21 protein-coding genes are annotated in these 19,665 nt (G+C 64.3%); 12 read left to right on the forward strand and 9 right to left on the reverse strand.

Going from position 1 to position 19,665, the window contains the following annotated elements; genetic code table 11:
* Positions 1-202: 202 nt before the first annotated feature.
* The 4 genes from GGD63_RS29565 to GGD63_RS29580 form a co-directional block, all read right to left on the reverse strand.
* Entirely contained in the window at positions 203-1,447 is a 1,245-nt protein-coding gene (locus GGD63_RS29565) for a DUF763 domain-containing protein (RefSeq protein WP_183247182.1), read from the reverse strand.
* A 51-nt stretch (positions 1,448-1,498) separates the two neighbouring features.
* A complete protein-coding gene (locus GGD63_RS29570; protein ID WP_183247184.1) occupies positions 1,499-2,422 on the reverse strand; it encodes a PepSY-associated TM helix domain-containing protein in 924 nt (307 codons plus the stop codon).
* 108 nt (positions 2,423-2,530) lie between these two features.
* Entirely contained in the window at positions 2,531-2,860 is a 330-nt protein-coding gene (locus GGD63_RS29575) for a hypothetical protein (RefSeq protein WP_246785705.1), read from the reverse strand.
* Between the two features lie 156 nt (positions 2,861-3,016).
* A complete protein-coding gene (locus GGD63_RS29580) occupies positions 3,017-3,994 on the reverse strand; it encodes a tripartite tricarboxylate transporter substrate binding protein (protein ID WP_183247186.1) in 978 nt (325 codons plus the stop codon).
* 114 nt (positions 3,995-4,108) lie between these two features.
* On the opposite strand from GGD63_RS29580, the gene GGD63_RS29585 reads away from it, so the two are divergent.
* The 6 genes from GGD63_RS29585 to GGD63_RS29610 all read left to right on the forward strand — a co-directional run bounded on the left by GGD63_RS29585 (position 4,109) and on the right by GGD63_RS29610 (position 9,013).
* Positions 4,109-4,819 (forward strand): TetR/AcrR family transcriptional regulator, encoded by a 711-nt coding sequence (locus tag GGD63_RS29585; protein ID WP_018645594.1) that lies wholly within the window; start codon positions 4,109-4,111, stop codon positions 4,817-4,819.
* A 25-nt stretch (positions 4,820-4,844) separates the two neighbouring features.
* Entirely contained in the window at positions 4,845-5,729 is an 885-nt protein-coding gene (locus GGD63_RS29590) for an amidohydrolase (RefSeq protein WP_183247188.1), read from the forward strand.
* Between the two features lie 73 nt (positions 5,730-5,802).
* Positions 5,803-6,516, forward strand: coding sequence for a PIG-L deacetylase family protein (locus tag GGD63_RS29595; protein WP_183247190.1), 714 nt, complete (start codon positions 5,803-5,805; stop codon positions 6,514-6,516).
* Positions 6,513-7,196: a 4-carboxy-4-hydroxy-2-oxoadipate aldolase/oxaloacetate decarboxylase gene (locus GGD63_RS29600; protein WP_183247192.1), complete on the forward strand. Its 684-nt coding sequence runs from the start codon at positions 6,513-6,515 to the stop codon at positions 7,194-7,196. The genes GGD63_RS29595 and GGD63_RS29600 overlap by 4 nt, the downstream gene beginning before the upstream one ends.
* Positions 7,197-7,220: 24 nt before the next feature.
* The gene (locus tag GGD63_RS29605; protein ID WP_183247194.1) at positions 7,221-8,090 is read left to right on the forward strand and encodes an ABC transporter substrate-binding protein; all 870 of its coding nucleotides are present in this window, start codon (positions 7,221-7,223) and stop codon (positions 8,088-8,090) included.
* Complete coding sequence (locus GGD63_RS29610) at positions 8,090-9,013, forward strand: DUF1932 domain-containing protein (RefSeq protein WP_183247196.1); 924 nt, start codon at positions 8,090-8,092, stop codon at positions 9,011-9,013. Before GGD63_RS29605 ends, GGD63_RS29610 begins: the two co-directional genes overlap by 1 nt.
* A gap of 12 nt (positions 9,014-9,025) precedes the next feature.
* Here the strand turns inward: GGD63_RS29610 and GGD63_RS29615 are convergent, their stop codons facing one another.
* Together GGD63_RS29615 and GGD63_RS29620 are read right to left on the reverse strand one after the other, a co-directional pair.
* A complete protein-coding gene (locus GGD63_RS29615) occupies positions 9,026-9,337 on the reverse strand; it encodes a hypothetical protein (protein WP_183247198.1) in 312 nt (103 codons plus the stop codon).
* Between the two features lie 200 nt (positions 9,338-9,537).
* Positions 9,538-10,779 carry an amidohydrolase family protein gene (locus GGD63_RS29620; RefSeq protein ID WP_183247200.1) on the reverse strand — a complete coding sequence of 414 codons (1,242 nt, stop codon included), beginning with the start codon at positions 10,777-10,779 and terminating at the stop codon, positions 9,538-9,540.
* 150 nt (positions 10,780-10,929) lie between these two features.
* Between GGD63_RS29620 and GGD63_RS29625 the strand changes: the two genes are divergently transcribed.
* Complete coding sequence (locus GGD63_RS29625; RefSeq protein ID WP_183247202.1) at positions 10,930-11,346, forward strand: nuclear transport factor 2 family protein; 417 nt, start codon at positions 10,930-10,932, stop codon at positions 11,344-11,346.
* On the opposite strand, the gene GGD63_RS29630 is transcribed toward GGD63_RS29625, so the two are convergent.
* Positions 11,343-12,101 (reverse strand): GntR family transcriptional regulator, encoded by a 759-nt coding sequence (locus tag GGD63_RS29630; RefSeq protein ID WP_183247203.1) that lies wholly within the window; start codon positions 12,099-12,101, stop codon positions 11,343-11,345. The genes GGD63_RS29625 and GGD63_RS29630 overlap by 4 nt on opposite strands.
* A gap of 194 nt (positions 12,102-12,295) precedes the next feature.
* Between GGD63_RS29630 and GGD63_RS29635 the strand changes: the two genes are divergently transcribed.
* The 5 genes from GGD63_RS29635 to GGD63_RS29655 all read left to right on the forward strand — a co-directional run bounded on the left by GGD63_RS29635 (position 12,296) and on the right by GGD63_RS29655 (position 17,494).
* Positions 12,296-13,153, forward strand: coding sequence for an ABC transporter ATP-binding protein (locus GGD63_RS29635; protein ID WP_246785706.1), 858 nt, complete (start codon positions 12,296-12,298; stop codon positions 13,151-13,153).
* Positions 13,153-13,929, forward strand: coding sequence for an ABC transporter permease (locus tag GGD63_RS29640; RefSeq protein WP_183247207.1), 777 nt, complete (start codon positions 13,153-13,155; stop codon positions 13,927-13,929). The genes GGD63_RS29635 and GGD63_RS29640 overlap by 1 nt, the downstream gene beginning before the upstream one ends.
* 38 nt (positions 13,930-13,967) lie before the next feature.
* A complete protein-coding gene (locus tag GGD63_RS29645; RefSeq protein ID WP_183247209.1) occupies positions 13,968-14,993 on the forward strand; it encodes an ABC transporter substrate-binding protein in 1,026 nt (341 codons plus the stop codon).
* Positions 14,994-15,009: 16 nt separating this feature from the next.
* Positions 15,010-16,443, forward strand: a complete 1,434-nt coding sequence (locus tag GGD63_RS29650) for an amidohydrolase family protein (RefSeq protein ID WP_183247211.1) — start codon at positions 15,010-15,012, stop codon at positions 16,441-16,443.
* Between the two features lie 142 nt (positions 16,444-16,585).
* Positions 16,586-17,494 carry an amino acid ABC transporter substrate-binding protein gene (locus tag GGD63_RS29655; RefSeq protein ID WP_183247213.1) on the forward strand — a complete coding sequence of 303 codons (909 nt, stop codon included), beginning with the start codon at positions 16,586-16,588 and terminating at the stop codon, positions 17,492-17,494.
* 48 nt (positions 17,495-17,542) lie between these two features.
* Here GGD63_RS29655 and GGD63_RS29660 read toward each other — a convergent pair whose 3' ends face one another.
* On the reverse strand, positions 17,543-17,782 hold the full coding sequence (locus tag GGD63_RS29660; protein WP_183247215.1) for a hypothetical protein: 240 nt from the start codon (positions 17,780-17,782) through the stop codon (positions 17,543-17,545).
* A 607-nt stretch (positions 17,783-18,389) separates the two neighbouring features.
* Positions 18,390-19,601, reverse strand: coding sequence for an acyl-CoA dehydrogenase family protein (locus tag GGD63_RS29665; RefSeq protein ID WP_183247217.1), 1,212 nt, complete (start codon positions 19,599-19,601; stop codon positions 18,390-18,392).
* Positions 19,602-19,665: the final 64 nt, after the last annotated feature.

A 19,665-nucleotide genomic window follows, 5' to 3' on the forward strand; every position in this document is an offset into this window, starting at 1 on the left:
CGTCAGCCATCGTCAGCCCCTGCTTCGCGCGCAACTCCAGCGAATCACAGCATCGCCGCCGTGGCAAATACTGATCCCTACCAAAAGAATCTCACACTCTGAGGAGCCCGCCGAGCGGTCGTCTCGAAGGACGAGGCGCTTGCTCTGGTCGTCATCAAGAAGCCATCTGCGATAGCCCTCCCGACCAACTGCGGACCGGTGTTCAGCCGGTCCGCTTTTTTGTGGCCGCTAGCTCGCGCTCCCAGCCGAACACGGAGCGACCGTCGAGATCGGGCGAGGCAGCACGTTCGCCGGCGATGAACGACTCCACCGACGGTCCTTGCGCGGTCCGCTCCAGCCGCCGCGCCTGGTCGTCGAGGCGCCTGATCGCCTGCATCTCCTCCTCGCGACCGAGCTTGGCGTTCTGGATTGCACCTTTCAGCACACGGATGGTCTCGTCATAGACCTTGATCGGGACGGGATAGGGATGCCGGTCCTTGCCGCCATGGGCGAGCGAGAAGCGCGCAGGGTCCGTGAACCGATAGGGCGCGCCATGCACGACCTCGGCCACCATCGCCAGCGAACGCACGGTGCGCGCGCCGACGCCGGGCGTCAGCAGCAGTTCCGGGAAATCGACCGGGCCGCGTTCGGCCGCCGCGGCCAGCGTGCCGTGCAGGCGGCGCGCGAACACGTCCTTGGGCCTGACGTCGTGATGATCAGGCATGATCAGGTGCGGCAGCGTGGCTTGCGCCGGCTCGGTCCCGGTGAGCCGCTCGAATTCGGAGACGATGCGATCGGGGCCGAGATCGGAAAGCAGCTCAAGTTGCGCGTTGCGCGAGACGTCGGCGCGGTGATCGGTGAGATTGACGATCTCGCCTTGCTGCGGACCGTCGATCGCGCTGTGCGGCGTATCGACAAAGCTCTTCAGCGCCTCGGAATGCCAGTGATAGCGCCGGGCCTGGCGCTTGTCGCCGTTCATGCCCTGCTGCACCACCGTCCACTTGCCGTCGGCGGTGACGAAGAAGCCGTGCAGATAAAGATCGAAACCGTCTTGCACCGCGGCGCTGTCGACCTTGGCCACCAGACGGCTGGCGCGCGTGAGCTTGGCGCCATCGAAGCCGACGCGATCGCCGAGCTGCAACAGCTCGTCCGGCGTCTTGCGCGAATGCTGGCCGCGGCCGCCGCAGACATAGATGCCGAGCTCGTCCTGGAGCGGGCCAAGTCCGCGCTTCAGCGCGCCGATCACCGAGGTGGTGATGCCCGAGGAGTGCCAGTCCATCCCCATCACGGCGCCGAACGACTGGAACCAGAACGGATGCGACAGACGCTGAAGGAATGCATCGCGCCCATAATGATGCACGACCGCCTGTGTGACGATCGCGCCGAGCGTTGCCATGCGGCTCGCGAGCCACGGCGGAACCCGTCCGGTGTGGAGAGGAAGATCGGCGCTGCCGGTTCGTCTGGTCATGTGCGTGCAAGACTAGCGCGGTTCGGCGGCGGTTGCACCAGGCGAATGCTGCTAGGCGGCCCCGACAACGGCCGGGTCGCCTTGCTCGCTCGATCGCGGGCGCCGCTTGCGCAGCTTCCGACGTGCCCAGATCAGGAGTCCCGTCGATAGCAGCGTCAGGAGTGCGATCGAGGTAATGATATTGAGCGGCGAAGCAATCAGAGCCGACCAGTTTCCCTCGTGGATCAGCCGCGGCCAGTTGCGCGGCAGCGCCGTGACGCCGCTCGCATTGACGGTGTAGGCGCGGAGTTCGCCGCCCTCGTAGAGTCGCGCCATCACGCGGCCGCCGCGCGTGCCGATCGAGATCACGTGGGTGAGGTCGTGCTGGCCTGCGACCACGCGAACAGCTTCCAGCAGGGCAATTGGGCGTCCTCCGTCGGCTGACGCGGCTGCGTTCTGGAACGTCAGGCCGAGCGCCAAGCACAGGCCGGTCAGCGGGCTGAGCAGGATCAGCGGCAGCGCGAACCACGCGGTGCCCTTGTGCCATCCGGACAGCGTGTTGCGCAGCCGCGGCAATCCCATGAGGAGGCCGAGCACCATCAGCGCGACCATGGCGATCGTCGAGCCCGTCACCAGCCATGCCTGGCCGAGCAACCGTTCATGGGTGATGCGGGCCCACAGCAGGAGATTGGAGAGGCTGGAGCCTGCGGCGGCGGGCTCGCCGGTTGCGAGATCGATCGCCGGGGTGCCGGCGCCCTGCAGCGTCATGCGCTGGCTCGCGGCATTGATCGAAACGCCGCGCGCCTTGCCATCCGGATCGTATCGCTTCGCCAACTCGACGACGCGCCCTGCGTCAATGGCAGGACCGCTGATGCTACTCACTTGCACCAGCGGCTCGAAGGACAGGATCAGTCCGGTGACGATGATCGCGAGCAAGGGCAGGGCGAAGACCAGCGTGATCCAGCGATGCAGTGTCAACAGCAGGGGCTTGCTCATGTCAGGTCTCCGACGATCCACCGCTTTGGTTGCCCAATGCGGCGCCGAAGACAAATGACGCTTTGTCCATGTTGTTGCGTTGATTTGCAGCAAGCTGAGTTGACGACGCTAGCGAATGCCAACCGTTTGCACCTGGGCGGAAATCGTCTGGCAGTTCTCGGTGCTTGCGGCGAATTGAGATCTACTCGCGCTTGGCCTTCGTCGCGCCGCGCAGGCCCGCTTGCTGCTGGATCGTGTCCAGTACGCGTTGGACTGTTCCTCCGTCACGAAGCGGTTGAGCAGGGGAAGCGCGTCCTCGCGCCCTTTGGGAATCGCGATCGCCATGTGCTCCAGCCCCCAATTGCCGTCGAGGATTTTGGCGCCCGGCATCTGGTCGGACATGTCGAACAGTGTTGGCTTGTTGGTGGCGTAGAGGTCGATCTCGCTCCTGCCGAACATGGCGATCGCGGCCTTGACGCTTTCGGCGGGAACGATGGTCGCATTCTTGAATTTCGCCGGCAGTCGGCGCGCACGGGCGCGCTGACGGGGCCGATGATTGCGACCGCGAGTAGGGCGGTGCGCGCAATGTGCCCAGAGGTCCTCATGTGAAGCGCCTCACTGTGCGCGGATGTTGGCGGCCTTCAGCACCGGCTCCCATTTGGTCGCCTCGGCATGCATGTAGGCGTCAAAGTCCTTGGCGGAGGAGCCGACGGGGGCTGCGCCGATCTTGCCGAGCGTCGACAGCACGCTGGGGTCCTGCAGCGCCGCCTTGAGGTCGGCCTCGAGCTTGGCGACGATCTCCGGCGGCATCTTGGCCGGACCAAGCACGCCCCACCAGACTGAGACGTCGTAGCCGGGTACGCCGGCCTCGGCGATGGTCGGAACATCCGGCAGCGCCTTGGAGCGCTCGGCTGAGGTCACCGCGAGCGCGCGCACGGGGCCGCCTTCGAGCTGGCCGATGGCCTCCGCGAGTGGATTGATGCTGAGCGGGATCTCGCCGGCGATCACGGCGGTCAGCGCCGGTGCGCCGCCCTTGTAGGGAATCGCGACGATCTTGGTGCCGGACATGTATTTGAGCAGCTCGCCGGCAAGATGCGCCGAGGTGCCGTTGCCGGACATGCCGTAGGAGAGCTTGTCTGGCTCTTTCTTCGCGGCGGCGAGGAGATCGCCGAGCGTCTTGTAGGGGCTGTCCTTGGCTACCACGATGGCGAGCGGTGAGGAGGCGACTTCGGTGATCGCGGTGAAATCCCTGAACGTGTCGTAGGGCACGCTCGGATAGATGAACTGATTCAGCGGATGGCCGCTCGCGACCAGAATCAGCGTGTAGCCGTCGGGCGCGGCCTGGGCCAGCGCCTGCGAGGCGACGATGCCGCCGGCGCCGGGACGATTGTCGATCACCGGCTGCTGGCCCCAGGTTTTGGCCAGTGCCTGGCCCAGCGTACGCGCGAGCACGTCGACCGCGCCGCCGGCCGCGTAGGGCACCAGAATGTGGACGGGCTTGCTCGGGTAGTTGTCGGCTTGCGCGGTGCTCGCGGCCAGCAGCAGGCCTGCGCCGACGGCGAACCGGCCGATTGTCGTGTTCAAACCCAGCATTCCCAGCACTCCTTGCGGGCATTCCGTCCCTGACGGCGGTCTCCAGGCCGCTCCGGACGTTGCCCATGGTTTTTGTTGACGAGACCTGATCTTTTGTACGATAGTACAAATCGCATGGTACGCAAGCCCACCAGCAAGGAAACGGCCCGCAAGCCGAACATGCGCGAGGCGATTCTCGCCGCGGCCGAGGAGCTGTTCGCCACCAACGGCTTCAATGCCGTGTCGGTGCGCGACATCGCGCAGGCGGCCGGGGCCAATCCCGGCAGCGTGACCTATCATTTCAAGACCAAGGACGGCCTGCTGCTGGAGATCTACCGGCGCCATTGCGGGCCGATGAATTTGCGACGTTCCGAGCTGCTCGCCGCCGCAAAACGCGTGCGCGATCTCCAGGATCGGCTGGAGGCGATCGTGCGCGCCTATGTGGTGCCGGCCTTCACCTCGGGCAGCGATCTCGCCGGCGGCGGGGCGCGCTTCACGCGGCTGCGTGCGGTGATGTCGGCCGAAGGCAACGAGGTCGCGCGAAAAATCATCGCGCAGACCTTCGATGATACCAGCCATGCCTTCATCGACGCGATCCACGAGAGCCTGCCGCACATTCCGCGCACCGACATCGTCTGGCGCAGCCATTTCCTGCTCGGCGCGCTCTACTACTCGCTGGTGACGCCGGATCGCGTCTCGCGCCTGTCGCGCGGCGAGGCCGACGGCAGCGATGCCGCGGGCGCCATCGAGCAGTTGGTGCAGGCCACCGTCGCCGCGTTCCAGGCGCCGGCGCTGGACCAGGCTGCGCCGGCGCGGCGGCGACCGGTGGTCAGCAGCAAGACTTGATACAGTCTCGCTCGGCGATTCAAAGATGACGATGATGTACACGCCGACCATTCCGCCGCCAGATCCCAACACGCGCACGCCGAAGTTCAGGCTGCCGAAGCTGTCCTGCGACGCGCATTGCCACATCTTCGGACCCGGCGCGAAATATCCTTACGCGCCGGGTCGTTCCTACACGCCGCCCGATGCGCCGCTGGAGGATTTTCGGGCGCTGCATGCCAAGCTCGGCGTGGAGCGCGCGGTCATCGTCAATGCCAGCGTGCACGGCACCGACAACACGGTGGCGCTCGATGCGATCACTCAGAGCAACGGCGCCTACCGTGCGGTTGCCAATATCGACGACAGCATCACCGAGCGTGACCTCCGCGTGCTGCACGAGGGCGGTTTTCGCGGCTGCCGCTTCAATTTCGTCCGCCATCTCGGCGGCGTCCCCGACAAGCGCGTGTTCGACCGCATCATCGCCATGGTCACACCGCTCGGCTGGCACATCGATCTGCATTTCGATGCGATCGATCTGCCCGAATATGCCGACATGCTGACCAGGCTGCCGCTGAGCTACACCATCGACCATATGGGCCGGGTGAAGGCGTCCGAGGGGCTCGATCAGCTTCCGTTCAAGATCCTGATCGAGCTGATGCAGCGCGACGAGAAGTGCTGGGTGAAGATCTGCGGCTCCGAGCGGGTGTCCTCGGCCGGCCCGCCGTTCACGGATGCGGTGCCGTTCGCCCGAAAGATCGTCGAGACCGCGCCCGACCGCGTCATCTGGGGGACCGATTGGCCGCATCCCAACGTCAAGGTGATGCCGAACGACGGTGACCTCGTCGATCTGATCCCGCTGTTTGCGCCGGAGCCGGAGTTCCAGGCGAAGATTCTGGTCGACAATCCCGCGCGCCTGTTCGAGTTCGAGGCGTGACGACGATTGCGCGATCGACACGCTGTGCGGACATGCGTTGTGGACGCATGCATACGAACGAAAGGAGTAGCCCATGAAAACAGGTCTCGTCGTCACAGCCCATCCTGGCGATTTCGTCTGGCGCGCCGGCGGCGCCATCGCGCTGCATGCGAAGAAGGGCTATCGCATGAAGATCGTGTGCATGTCCTTCGGCGAGCGCGGCGAGAGCCAGTTCGCGTGGAAGGAAAAGGGCGCGACGCTCGAGTCGGTCAAGGCCGGCCGCAAGGACGAGGCGGAGCGGGCCGCCAAGCTGTTAGGTGCCGAGATCGAGTTCTTCGACTGCGGCGACTATCCGCTGAAGCTGACCGAAGCGCATTTCGACCGCATGGTCGACATCTACCGCGAGCTCAATCCGGCCTTCGTGCTGACGCATGCGCTGGAAGACCCCTATAATTTCGACCATCCCAATGCCGCGCATTTCGCCCAGGAGACGCGCGTGGTCGCGCAGGCCATGGGCCACAAGCCCGGCGCGCAGTACAAATATTCCGCGCCGCCGGTGTTCCTGTTCGAGCCGCATCAGCCGGAGCAGTGCAATTACAAGCCGGACACGATCCTCAAGATCGACGAGGTCTGGAAGGAGAAATACGAGGCGTTCCAGATCCTCGCCGCGCAGAAGCACCTCTGGGGCTATTACGAGCGTGTCGCGCTCAACCGCGGCATCCAGGGCAGCCGCAACACCGGCGTGCCCATGACCTATGGCGAGGCCTATCAGCGCCTGTTCCCGACCGTTGCGGAGGAACTGGCATGAAGCCCGTCGTCGTTCGCAACATCAAGCGGGCCGATCCCGCCGGGATGGCGGAATACGGCGTCTCGACCGTGCACGAGGCCTATGGCCGCATCGGCCTGATGAAGCCCTATCTGCGCCCCGTCTGGGCCGGTGCGTCGATCGCCGGCCCCGCCGTCACCGTGCTGGCGCAGCCCGGCGACAACTGGATGATCCATGTCGCCGTCGAGCAGTGCAGGAAGGGCGACATTCTCGTCGTCGGCTGCACCACCGACAATACCGACGGCATGTTCGGCGAGCTGCTCGCCACCTCGCTGCAGGCGCGCGGCGTGCAGGGGCTGATCATCGATGCCGGCTGCCGCGACGTCAAAGCGCTGCACGAGATGAATTTTCCGGTGTGGTCGCGCGCGGTCTCGGCCAAGGGCACGGTCAAGGCCACGCTCGGTTCGGTCAACGTGCCCGTGGTCTGCGCCGGCGTGAATGTCGATCCCGGTGACATCATCGTCGCCGATGACGACGGTGTTGTGGTGGTGCCGAAGCGCTATGCGGCCGAGGTCGCCGAGAAGGGCAAGAAGCGCAACGCGGATGAAGGCGGCAAGCGCAAGCGGCTGGCGTCGGGCGAGCTCGGCCTCGACATGTACAGCATGCGCGAGGCGCTGGCGAAGGCGGGCCTCGTCTATGTCGACAATCCTGAGGACGTCTGAAGAGAAAAGAAGCGGAGCGGGCGGATGGATCGTCTCAAGCTGAAGGCCGTGCTCGGCAGTCATCCCCATGTGCAGGCGGTGAAGAGCGGCGCGCTCCGCTCCGATCTCTTTGATTTGGACTTCATCGAGTACACGCCGACAAACACTGCGTTCAAGCCGATGGTGCGCGAGCAGGCCTTCGATGTCTGCGAGATGGCGATCGTCACCTATCTGATGGCAAAGGCGCACGGCAAGCCGCTTGTGCTGCTGCCGGCGACCATGATGGGCCGCTTCCAGCATTCCTATGCGTTGTACAATCCCGCCAAGGGAACGCTCGGGCCATCCGATCTCGAAGGCAAGCGCGTCGGCATCCGCTCCTTCACGACCACGACCGGGGCCTGGATCAGGGGCATCCTCGCCAACGATTACGGCGTCAATCTCGACAAGATCCGCTGGGTGACGTTCGAGGATCCGCATGTCGCCGAATATGTCGACACCACAGAGCGGGCGCCGAAAGACAAGAAGGTCCTGCAGATGCTGCTCGACGGCGAGCTCGACGCCGTGCTCGGCGAGGTCTCCAACGATCCCAAGCTGAAGCCGCTGTTCCCCGATCCGGCTGCAGAGGCCGCCAGATGGTATGCGCGGCGCGGCGTCGTGCCGGTCAATCATCTCGTGGTCGTGACCGAGAGCCTCGCGAAATCGCGCCCTGACGTGGTCGCCGGCGTCTATGATCTGCTCAAGCGGAACAAGGCGCAGGTGGGACCAGCGGCGACGCCCGACCTCGTCCCATTCGGGATCGAAGCCAACAGGAAACCGCTCGAGCTGATCATCGATTATGCATTCCAGCAGGCGCTGATCCCGCGCCGCTATGCGGTCGAAGAGCTGTTCGACGAGACGACGCGAGGATTGAATTGATGGCAGGTGACCCCAGACGCTGGCAGATCGGGCTGGTCGGCTATGGCGAGGTCGGCCGTATCCTGGCCGAGGATTTGCGCCAGCAGGACATCAAGGTCTCAGCGTATGACATCAAGCTCGGCGGCGAGCAGGGCGCGCCGCTGCAGGAGCATGCGGCGAAATTCGGCGTGACGCTCGCGGCGACCCACGCCGAGCTGACCACGAAATCCGACTTCATCATCTCCGCGGTCACGGCGAGCCAGGCCGTTCCGGTGGCAAAGGCCTGTGCGGCCGCGATCAACCAGGGCACCTGGTTCCTCGATTTCAACTCGGCCTCTCCCGGCGCCAAGCAGCGCGCCGCGGCGCTGATCGACGGCGCGGCCGGCCGCTACGTCGAGGGCGCGGTGATGACCTCGGTGCCGCCGTATCGCATCAAGGTGCCGCTGCTGCTCGGCGGGCCCGGTGCGAGGGAGCTGGAGCCGCTGCTGAACGCGATCGGCTTTGCGGCGAAGGTTGCCAGCGACAAGTTAGGTGTGTCCTCGGCGGTGAAGATGTGCCGCAGCATCATGATCAAGGGCCTCGAGGCCATGGTCATCGAGAGTTTTACGACTGCGCGCGCCTATGGCGTCGAGGATGCCGTGCTGGCGTCACTCACCGAGACATTCCCCGCCATCAATTGGGAGAAGCAGGGCGCCTATTTCTTCCAGCGCGTGATCGAGCACGGCCGCCGCCGTGCCGAGGAGGTGCGCGAGGTCGCCGAGACCGTGCGCGAGGCGGGGCTGACGCCGTGGTCGGCGCAGGGCACGGCCGAGCGGCAGGCCTGGGTGGCAGATCTTGCCGATGAAGGGCTGTTCGGACCCAAGGGGACCAAAGAATTTGCCCGCAGCGCGGACTGGCGCACCGAAGCGGATCGGATCCTGGCGAAAAGCAATCGCGCGAAATAGCGCGGCTCCGCTTCAGCAATTTGCAGTGCAACAGCCCGTGAGTTCGTCGCGGACGCGTTCGATCAAATCGATCAGGCTCCTGGTCTCGCGGACGACCTGGTCCTTGCCGCGCTCGGTGCGAAACTCGGCGAGGATCATGCGCATGCACTTGTCGGCGGTCTCGAGCGTCCACAGCATGCGGGCCATGTCGTCCTCGGTGCGGATCGCCGAGATATCGAGGCCTGACAGGACTTCGCCGATCCCATTCAGTCGCTTGACGGCAGTCTCGGCGGGCGTCCCGGCCCGAATGGAATGTGAGTTGATGCTGCTGAATGCGCTGAACACGTCGATGCTTCCCCGTTGAATGCGGACATCAGTGCGGTCTCGCCCTGACCGGCACCGCGGGACTTGCAATGCGTGCACCTATCGGGGAATCGGAGAGAATCTACTATCCGGGATAGTACCGGATTCGGAATTTTGGAACCGTGAGCGGTAACATCGGACGGTAATCCGGCGCGCTGCAATGCAGATATGCGTGGGGGCGTTCACGGACCGGGGCGGAACAGCGTGGCTCGCTGCCGTGCAAAAGTCTGCCGGCCACCCCTAAAGCCCATCGTCACGTCGGGGAGCTCGGCGATGGCGAATCGGCTGTCCCTGATGTCGAGCACGATCAGATCGGCGGGATTGCCGACCTTGATGCCGTAGTCACCGAGGTTCATCAGCCGCGCCGGCAGTTCGGTCACGAGGTCGAGACAGGTTTCGAAGTCGCTGACCGAGGCGTGCGCGACGTTGGCGTAGAAGTTCGCCATCCGCAGCAGCGAGGCGTCGCCAAAGGGCGTGAAGGGATTGAGCACGTTGTTGGTCGCGACCGAGCACAGCACGCCGTCGGCCGCGAGCTTGTGGGCGAGCGTCAGCCCGCGCGGCGCATTGTGGGTGGCCTCGCGCCCCATCAGGTAGAGATCGGTCGCGGGCAGCACGGTGACGGCAACGCCGGCCTTTGCCAGTTGCGCGGTGGCGGCTTTCATCCGGTCCGGCGGCAAGGCCGAAAGCTTGGTGGCATGGCCGATCGCCACGCGTCCCCCATAGTTGCGCCGCTCGGTCTGGCGGCAGACCTCGTCGAGATGCCACCAGGAGGGGTCGAGATCGAAGTCGAGATGGAGGTCGACATCGACGTCGAACTCCACAGCGAGATCAAAGATGCGCGCGAGATGGGCGGTTGGATCGGTGTCCATGTAGGGACAGCCGCCGATGACCTCGCCGCCATCGCGCAGCGCCTGGATCAGCAGCTCCTCAGATCCGGGATCGTTGGTCAGGCCTTCCTGCGGGAAGACGCAGAGTTCGAGGTCGATCGCCCAGGCATAGTCGCGCTTCAGCGACTTCACCGCCTCGAAGCCGCGCAAGCCGATGCGCGGATCGATCTCGACATGCGTGCGCATGCGCGTCGTGCCGTTGACGATGGCGCGTTCGAGCACCTTTGCGCCGCGGGCGTAGACGTCCTCGATCGTGAAATCCTTCTTCATCCCGGCAACGGCGCGGATCGCGTCCGAGACGCTGCCGTGATCGTGCCCGCAGCGGCCGAGCAGGCAAGCCTTGTCGAGATGGATGTGGGTATCGACGAAGCCGGGCAGGGCAAGGTGGCCACCGACATCGACCTCGGCGGCCTCGCAGGCGAGCTTTGGCTCGATGGCGGCGATATGCCCGTCCCTCACGCCGATATCGACGGGTGTGGCGGATGAGCGCAACAGCGCGTTGCGGAAGATCAGGTCGAAGGCGGCTTGGGCGGTCATGGCGTCGGATTCAGCTGTGGTAGCCTAGCGGAAGCTGTGGGAGCAGGCAGCTCCAGATTGTGTGCAGTCGAGGCGTCGAATTGTTCAAAAAATGTGCATGCACTTTGAGGCCTGAATTGTAGAATGCCGGCGCTCCCGGAGAACCCCGCCATGTCCGCCCCCGCAAAAGCCGAACGCCCCATGACCGACGCCGAGATCGTGGAGGCCTATCTGACTGCCTCGATGATACCCGATCCCGACGCTGCAGCAGCCTACATGAAGCCGGGCACGGTGATCACGTTCACCGGCGGGCGCGAATTCGATCATCCGCGCGGGCCGACCGGCTTCAATGCGAAGCGCTATCGCTGGGTCAAGAAGAAGATGGACCGGTTCGACGTGTGTCCGGGCGCGGACGAGACGGTCGTCTACAGCGTCGGCACGCTCTATGGCGAGTGGATGGACGGCAAACCGTTCGAGGGCAATCGCTATGTCGATCGGTTCGTGGTCAAGGGCGGGCAGATCGTCAAGATGGACGTCTGGAACGACAGTGCCGAGCGCATCCTCGTTCAGCGCGGGATCGAGGCCTAACCTCTTCGCGCGACTTTCGGCAGCTTGACGACGCGGTCGCTTGTCACTTCATCTGCATAGGGCGCAAGAATATCAAGCAGGTCGCGGCCGCGCTGCGGAGTGGGAGCGACCAGCGCGCGATTGGCCACGGAATCCAGGTGATGATGCATCAGGTCCATCACCTTGGCCTCGTCGCCCTTGGCGAGCGCCGAGATGATGGCGCGATGTTCGTTGATGGCGCATTCGGTCGAATGCGGCCGGCTATAGAGCGACAGCGTCAGGCAGCAGCGATAGGCGACCTCGCTGACATAGCGCACCAGGATCGGGCTGTTCGTCATGTGCGCGAGCAGGATGTGGAATTCGGTCGCGAGCCGGATCGAGACCGCATCCGTGCCGCCGCGGGCGCGATCCTCGGCATCGACATGGGCATTCAGCTCGGCGATCTGCGCCTTGGTCAGCTTGCCCGCGAGCCGGCGGACAACGAGCCGTTCGAGCTCGATGCGGATATCGAAGGCATCACGCGCCTCCTTCCAGCTCGGCGTCGCCACCACCGCAATGCGGTTGCGGCGGAGCTCGACGAGGCCTTCGGCGGCGAGTTGCCCCAGCGCGTGGCGGGCAATGGTGCGGCTGACGCCGAAGCGTTCGCCGAGCGCATCCTCCGGCAGCTTGGCTCCAGGCTCGAGCGCCTGCTCGATGATGGCGCGCCGGAGCGCGCGGCAGATTACGCTGACCTTGTCAGACGATTCAGAAGTCTTGCTGCTCGCGCGCGCCGTCATCGGCGAATCCTGTGGGAGGTGAAACCACTTCTTAGCACAGGCTCGCGCCAATTCAGCGCTCCAATTGCATGCAGTTTGAGGTCCGGACTGCCTAAATCGAATCCGGCCTATTGGCGCAGGATTTTGCCAGGTCATTGATTTTGCGGGCGGCACGGGCTGGCATTCAGCTTGCATGCACTTTTGGTGTGATGCGCATGCAACCCAAGACCCAGTTTGACGGCCAGCCCGTTCCGGAAGGCGCCGCCGCGACGGCCATCGAGCTGTCCGAGGCATCCGTGACCTTCGGGCGCGGCGACCGCGCCGTGCCCGCGCTGTCGAAGACCAGCCTCCGGATCGCCGACGGCGAGTTTGTCGCACTGGTCGGCCCGTCCGGATGCGGCAAATCGACCATTTTGCGTCTCGTCAGCGGCCTGGTGCAGCCGACCAGCGGTGTCGTCATTGTCGGCGGCCGCGAGGTGGCGGCGCGGGCGATGCGGGTCGGCATGGCCTTTCAGAACCCGACCATGTTGCCGTGGATGACGATCGAGCGGAACATCATGTTGCCGCTGAAGATCGTCGAGCCGTTCCGCTCGAACTTCCGCAGGCTGCGCAAGACCGAGTTTCGCGACAAGGCCAACGCGCTGCTCGAGCAGGTCGGTCTCAAGGGATTTGGCAACCGTTATCCCTGGCAGCTCTCCGGCGGCATGCTCCAGCGCGCCAATCTTTGCCGCGCGCTGATCCACGAGCCGCGCATGCTGCTGCTGGACGAGCCCTTCGGCGCGCTCGACCAGTTCACCCGCGAGGAGCTGTGGGCGATCCTCCAGAACCTCTGGATGACGCACAAGCCGACCGTGCTGCTGGTGACGCACGATCTGCGCGAGGCGGGTTTTCTCGCCAGCCGCATCTGCGTGATGAGCGCGCGTCCCGGCCGCATCCTCGATGACAGCCGCGTCGAGTTCGCTCGGCCGCGCACCGTCGCGATGACTTTCGAACCGGATTTCGTCGCGCTGAACCAGAAGCTGCGCGCTTTCATCGAGGACGCGCGCAGCGCGGCTGAGCAGGGGGCAGGCTGATGTTCGGGATCGATATCAGGCAGAAGGCGTGGTCGGCGGGACTGATCGTGCTGTTCTTCGTCGCCTGGGAGCTGTTCTGCCTGATGACGGGCATGTCGGACCTGGTGCTGCCGCGGCCCTCGCAGGTGTTCGTGACGTTGTTCCAGCGTTTCCCGGTGCTGTGGCCGCACATCGTGCAGACACTCGCCACCACCATGTTCGGCTTCGTCCTTGGCGTTGCGCTCGGCGTCGCCCTTGGCGCGATCATCGGCGTGTCGAAGACGGCCTACGACACCTGCTACCCGCTGCTGATCGGCTTCTCCTCGATCCCCAAGGTCGCGGTGGTGCCGATCTTCGTGCTGTGGTTCGGCTCCGGCACGGTGCCGGCGGTGCTGACAGCGCTGTCGATCTGCTTCTTCCCGATCGTGGTCAACATCGCGACGGGCCTTGCCACCACCGAGCCCGAGCTCGAGGACGTGCTGAAAGCGCTCGGCGCCAGCAAGCTCGATATCCTCTGGAATGTCGGTCTGCCCAGAACCATGCCGTTCTTTTTTGCCTCGCTGAAGGTGGCGATCTCATACGCTTTCGTTGGCGCGGTGCTGTCGGAGACAGTCGCCTCCAACCGCGGCATCGGCAACGTTATGATGACCGCGTCCTCCAATTTCAACGTGCCGCTGGTGTTCGCCGGTCTGTTCGTGCTCGCCGGCCTCGGCGTCGCGCTCTACGTCGTGTTCTCGCTGATCGAAGGACAGGTCACCGGCTGGGCGACGCGCAAGAACGATGTGATCGCCACCTGAATCTCAAACCGTCACGCAACGAAGCTGAGGAGGTCTCGATGTTGAGAAAAGTAACTGCCGCGCTGCTGGGATTGGCCCTGTCCGCGGGCGCCGCCACGGCCGAGGAAACCACGATCAAGTTCACGCTGGGCTGGAAGACGCAGGGCAGCGATGCCGCGTTCTTCTATGCCAAGGACAACGGCTACTTCAAAGAAGAAGGCCTCAACGTCGTCATCGACCAGGGCGAAGGCTCCGGCGCCACCGTCACGCGCGTGATGTCCGGTGCCTATGACGCCGGCTTCGGCGACGTCAACGCCATCATCCAGAACGCCTCGACCAAGCCGCAGGAGGCACCCGTCATGGTTTACATGATGTGGAACCAGCCGCCGTTCGCGATCGTCGCCAAGAAGACCACCGGCATCAACACGATCAAGGATTTCGAAGGGCACACCCTCGGCGGTGCGCAGGGCACGCCGACGACGCGCCTATTGCCGGTGTTCACGCGCAAGAACGGTCTCGACGGCGAGAAGATCAAGATCTCCAACATGGCGCCGAACCTGCAGGAGCCGATGCTGATCAAGGGCGACATCGATGCCGCGCTGGTCTTCAACATCACCAGCTATTTCAACCTGGTGCTCAACCGCCAGGATCCGGACAAGGATTTCAAATGGTTCTCGTTCGGTGAGTACGGTCTCGATCTCTATTCCAACGGCGTGATGGTCTCCCGCAAGCTGCTGGCGTCGAACCCGAAGGCCGTCGCAGGCCTGGTGCGTGCCATCAACAAGGGCGCAATCGCGGTTGCCAAGGACCAGAATGCCGGTATGAAGGCGGCGCTGAACTACGACAACCTCATCAACGCCGATGTCGAGAAACGCCGGCTGCAATATTCCTTCGAGAAGCTGATCGTCTCGCCGGAGATGAAGGAGATCGGCATCGGCGACATCAAGGACGAGCGCATGACGCGCGCCATCGGCATCGTGGTCGAGGGCTATCAGCTCGCCCGTGCGCCGACGCCGGCAGAGGTGTTCTCGCGCGAATTCCTGCCGCCGCGCGCGGAGCGGGAGCTGGTGTATACTGCCAACTGACTTCGGAGGGACAGCCATGGCCACGGAGATTTCGGCAACCAGCCTGTTCCGTGGCCCTGACCGCGGCCTCTGCGACAACGTCGTGCTGCGGCACGATGGCGGTGTCATCACCGACATCGCGGAAGGCGCGGGGCAGGGGCCGCGCTCTTTCGTCATCCCGGCCTTTGTCAACGCCCACGACCACGCCCGCGCCACCGCATCGTCCTTCGGCGCGGTCGGCATGCCCCTGGAAAGCTGGATCCTGCGCACCGCGCTGGGCACGCCGGTCAATCCCTACCTGACCGCGGCCTCAGCCTTGGCCCGTTCGGCCAAGGCCGGCTGCGCCGCGATGATGGTGCATTACACCCGACCGAGTGGAACGATGCCCTTGCTCGACGAAGCCAAGGCCATCGCGAAAGCTGCGTCCGACGTCGGCATCCGCATCGCGTTTGCGATGGCCGTGCGCGACCAGAATCCGATTGTCTACGGTGATGCCGAGCCGGTGCTCTCGACTCTCACCAAAGATGACCGCAAGACCATCGAGGATCTCTTCGTTCGCGCGCCAATGCCGCCGAAGGCCTATATCGAGCTTACCGATGCGATTGCCGCTGCCATTGCCGGCCCGATGATCGATGTGCAGCTCGGGCCCGCCGGCGTGCAATGGTGCTCGAAGCCGCTGCTGGAGGCGGTGGCGGAGAATTCGGCGCGGACCGGCCGCCGCATCCACATGCATCTCCTGGAAACGGTGTACCAGCGCGCCTGGGCCGACCAGCACTTCCCGGACATGGTGCGCTGGCTAGGCGACGTTGGCTTCCTCTCCGAGCGGCTGACGCTGGCGCATTGCATCCACGCCCGCCCGGATGAGCTCGAGATGATCGCGGCCTCCGGCGCGCGCATCGTCACCAATTTCAGCTCGAACATGCACCTGCGCTCGGGCCTCGCGCCGATCGCCGCCGCGCACAAATGTGGCTGCGCCATCACTGTCGGCGTCGACGGGCTGGCGCTGGACGAGGACGACGACATCCTGCGCGAGATGCGGCTGGTGCAGATGGTCCATGGCGGTCTCGGCTTCAAGGCGACGTGGACACCGGCCGAAATGTTTTCGCTGGCCATCCGTAACGGGCGCCGTGCGACCGGGGCGCCCGGGAGCGGGGAGCTCGCTGCCGGCAATCCGGCCGACTACGTCGTGATCGATCTCGACCGGCTCGATCGCGACCAGATCATGCCGGTCGATCCCATGACGCTGCTGTTTGCGCGCGGCAACGCCTCGCTGGTGAAGGAGGTCGTCGTTGCCGGCAAGACGATCGTCGGCGATGGCGTGTGTGCGGGCGTCGACCTGCCGGTCATCGAACGGGAGTTGCTGGACATGTACCGCGCCAATGTCGGCAAGCTCGAAAGCTTCCAGCGATTGTGGCCGCCGCTGTCGGAACGGCTGGGCGGCTGGTTCGAGCAGCGGCTGACCTGTCAATGAGACGCCGGTCCTCGGCCGCGATGTATATAAAAAGCCGATAGCTGGTAAACCCTGCCTCGTCTGGCGCCCGATGCATCGATGCGCTATCAGCTCCGCGATTGCGTCTCGACACCAGTCGATGACCCCCTCAAGGAGCCCTCCGATGCGTCTTCCCACCATTCTTCTGGCCGTGACATGTCTTGCCGGCGCAGCTTCAGCCGAAGACCTCACCGGCACGCTCCAGAAGGTGAAGGAGACCAGGAAGATCACGTTGGGCTATCAGGAGGCCTCGGTCCCGTTCAGCTATCTCGACGGCAACCAGAAGCCGGTCGGCTTCGCCATGGACATCTGCCTCAGGATCGTCGATGCCGTGAAGAAGCAGCTCGGCATGCCCGACATTTCCGTCGAGACCCTCGCGGTGACATCGTCGAACCGCATCCCGCTGATGGTCAACGGCACGCTCGACTTGCATTGCTCGGCGACCACCAACAATGCCGACCGCCAGAAGCAGGTCGCCTTCACCAACACGCATTTCCTCAGCGCGACGCGGTTCGCGGCCAGGAAGGCGGCGAAGATCGCCACCATCGACGATCTCAAGGGCAAGGCGGTCACGGCGGTAGCCGGCTCGGTCAACCTGACGCAGCTCGCCAAGGTCAACACCGAGCGCAATCTCGGCATCAACATCATGCCGGCCAAGGACCAGGCCGAGGCCTTCCTGCTGCTGGAGACCGACCGCGCCCAGGCCTACGCGCTCGACGACGTCCAGCTCGCCGTCGCGATCGCGCGCTCGAAGGAGCCGCAGGCGTTCATGATCAGCGAGGAGACGTTCTCCAAGCCCGAGCCCTACGGCATCATGTTGCGGCGGGAGGATGCGCCGTTCAAGGCGCTGGCCGATCGCGCCACCGCAGAGCTCTATGCGAGCCCGGAGATCGAGGTGCTCTACAGGAAGTGGCTGGAATCGCCGACGCCGCCGAACGGCATCAACTACAACGTCCCAATGTCGCCGGCCCTGCGCAACGCCTTCAAGAAGCCGAGCTCGAGCGCAGATGCTGATGTCTACTCCACGAAATAGCGATATCGCGGCAGCGATCATCGCGCGCCGTCGTTGTCGATGCCCGGTCTATTTCGCGGGTTGAGCCTGCGTTGCCGCCGCGATCGGCGATGGTTTGATCGTGTAAATCTCTTTGACGAAGAGATAAAAAAGAACCACCGCGGCGATCACGCAGACGCGATCAATGACGCCAATATCGGCGCACCACTGCTGCGCCGCGGCCTGTTTCCGGACGCGACGGTGGAGGTATTGGACTAACGCAGCGAGCAGATGATCGCGCTTGGCCTGGGGAAAACCGGCAACAAGCATTTCAATGCCAAATCGTAAGGCTAATCCTGACTCGCCTGTGTTGAGTCGGGGGACTGTATGGGCGTTTGGTTTTTAGTCCTAGCAGCCTGTGTCGTCGGCGCGTTGCTCCTGTTGGCGTTCTGCCGATAGCGCCGATAGCAGATGCAATTGTTGCTGCAAAGCATCAGCGAGCCGCGGAATAGCGGTTCCAGGCCGATGGTTTTTGACTGTGCATGGATGAACGCGTTCACTTCCGGGACCGGAGGCGGACGTGAGCTGGTTGTTTGTGTTTCTCCTTGCCGCAAGCGCAGTCGTTCTGATCGTCCATGCGATTGACGCGATGCGCTCTTGATACGGCCTGCGATTCGGTTTCGTCGGTAGCTTGGTAAGCGCCGAAAATGTTCCGAGGCGGGCGAGCGTCAATTTGAGGAACCTGGCCTGCGGGCCAAGGTTGTCACAGCAGGAGGAATACGATCATGCTTGCGTTCTATCTGCCGTTCATCATTTTCGGAGCAATGCTCGAAGCGATTTCGAATCAGAATGTATCCGCGCCCATCGAGGAGCCGCCGAGCTTCGACTAACGCCGATCCTGTTGCGCAGTCTCTAGTACCGACGCGCCAGCGTTGGCTTAGACGTTCGAGTATTTCCTCAGCTCGAACCTCGCGATCTGGTTCCGGTGCACCTCGTCCGGTCCGTCGGCAAGGCGCAGAAGCCGTGCCGTCGCATAAGCCTGCGTCAAGCCGAAATCATTCGATGTGCCGCCACCACCGTGCGCCTGGATCGCCCAGTCGATGATCTGGCAGGCCATGTTGGGCACGGCGACCTTGATCATCGCGATCTCGGCTTTCGCCACCTTGTTGCCGACCGTGTCCATGGCATAGGCGGCGTTCAGCGTCAGCAGCCGGGCCTGCTCGATCATGATGCGGGCTTCCGCGATGCGCTCCTGCGTCACCGTCTGCTCGGAGACGGGCTTGCCGAAGGCGATGCGGCTGCGGACGCGGCGGCACATCTTTTCCAGCGTGCGCTCGGCAAGGCCAATCAGGCGCATGCAGTGGTGGATGCGGCCCGGGCCGAGGCGGCCCTGTGCGATCTCGAAACCGCGACCTTCGCCGAGCAGCATGTTTTCCCTGGGCACGCGCACATTGGTGAATACCACTTCTGAAGCGCGGTCAGGCACGCCGTAGAAGCCGAACACGGGCAGGGGCCGCTTGACCTCGATGCCGGGCGTGTCCATCGGCACCAGGATCATGGATTGCTGCTTGTGGCGATCCGGATTGTTAGGATCGGTCTTGCCCATGAAGATGCAGATCTTGCAGCGCGGATCGGTCGCGTTGGTCGTGTACCATTTGCGCCCGTTGATGACGTAATGATCGCTGTCGCGCACGATCGAGCTTTCGATGTTGGTCGCATCCGACGACGCCACGGCCGGCTCGGTCATGGCGAAGCAGGAGCGGATTTCGCCCGCGAGCAGCGGCTTCAGCCAGCGCTCCTTGTCCTTCTCGGAGCCGTAGCGCTCCAGCACCTCCATGTTGCCGGTGTCAGGCGCGGAGCAGTTGAACACTTCGGGCGCCAGATGCGATCGGCCCATCACCTCGCAGAGCGGGGCATATTCCAGATTGGTGAGCCCGGCGCCGTGGCTGGACTCCGGCAGGAACAGATTCCAGAGGCCTTCAGCGCGGGCCAGCGGCTTCAGCTCCTCGACGACGGGATAGACCTTCCATGGACCGAGCTCCTCCGCCTCGCGATAGATGCGCTCCTCGTTCGGATAGATGTGGCGGTCCATGAAGCTCTCGAGCTTGCGCTTGAGCTCGACGACTTTGGGCGACATCGGATAGAGCATCTCTGGTCTCCTTGATCGAACCGCAGCCGCGCCTAGAGCATGATCCGGAAAAGTGCGCAGCGGT

The organism is Bradyrhizobium sp. cir1, assembly GCF_014198245.1.
In the GTDB taxonomy this organism is placed as follows: domain Bacteria; phylum Pseudomonadota; class Alphaproteobacteria; order Rhizobiales; family Xanthobacteraceae; genus Bradyrhizobium.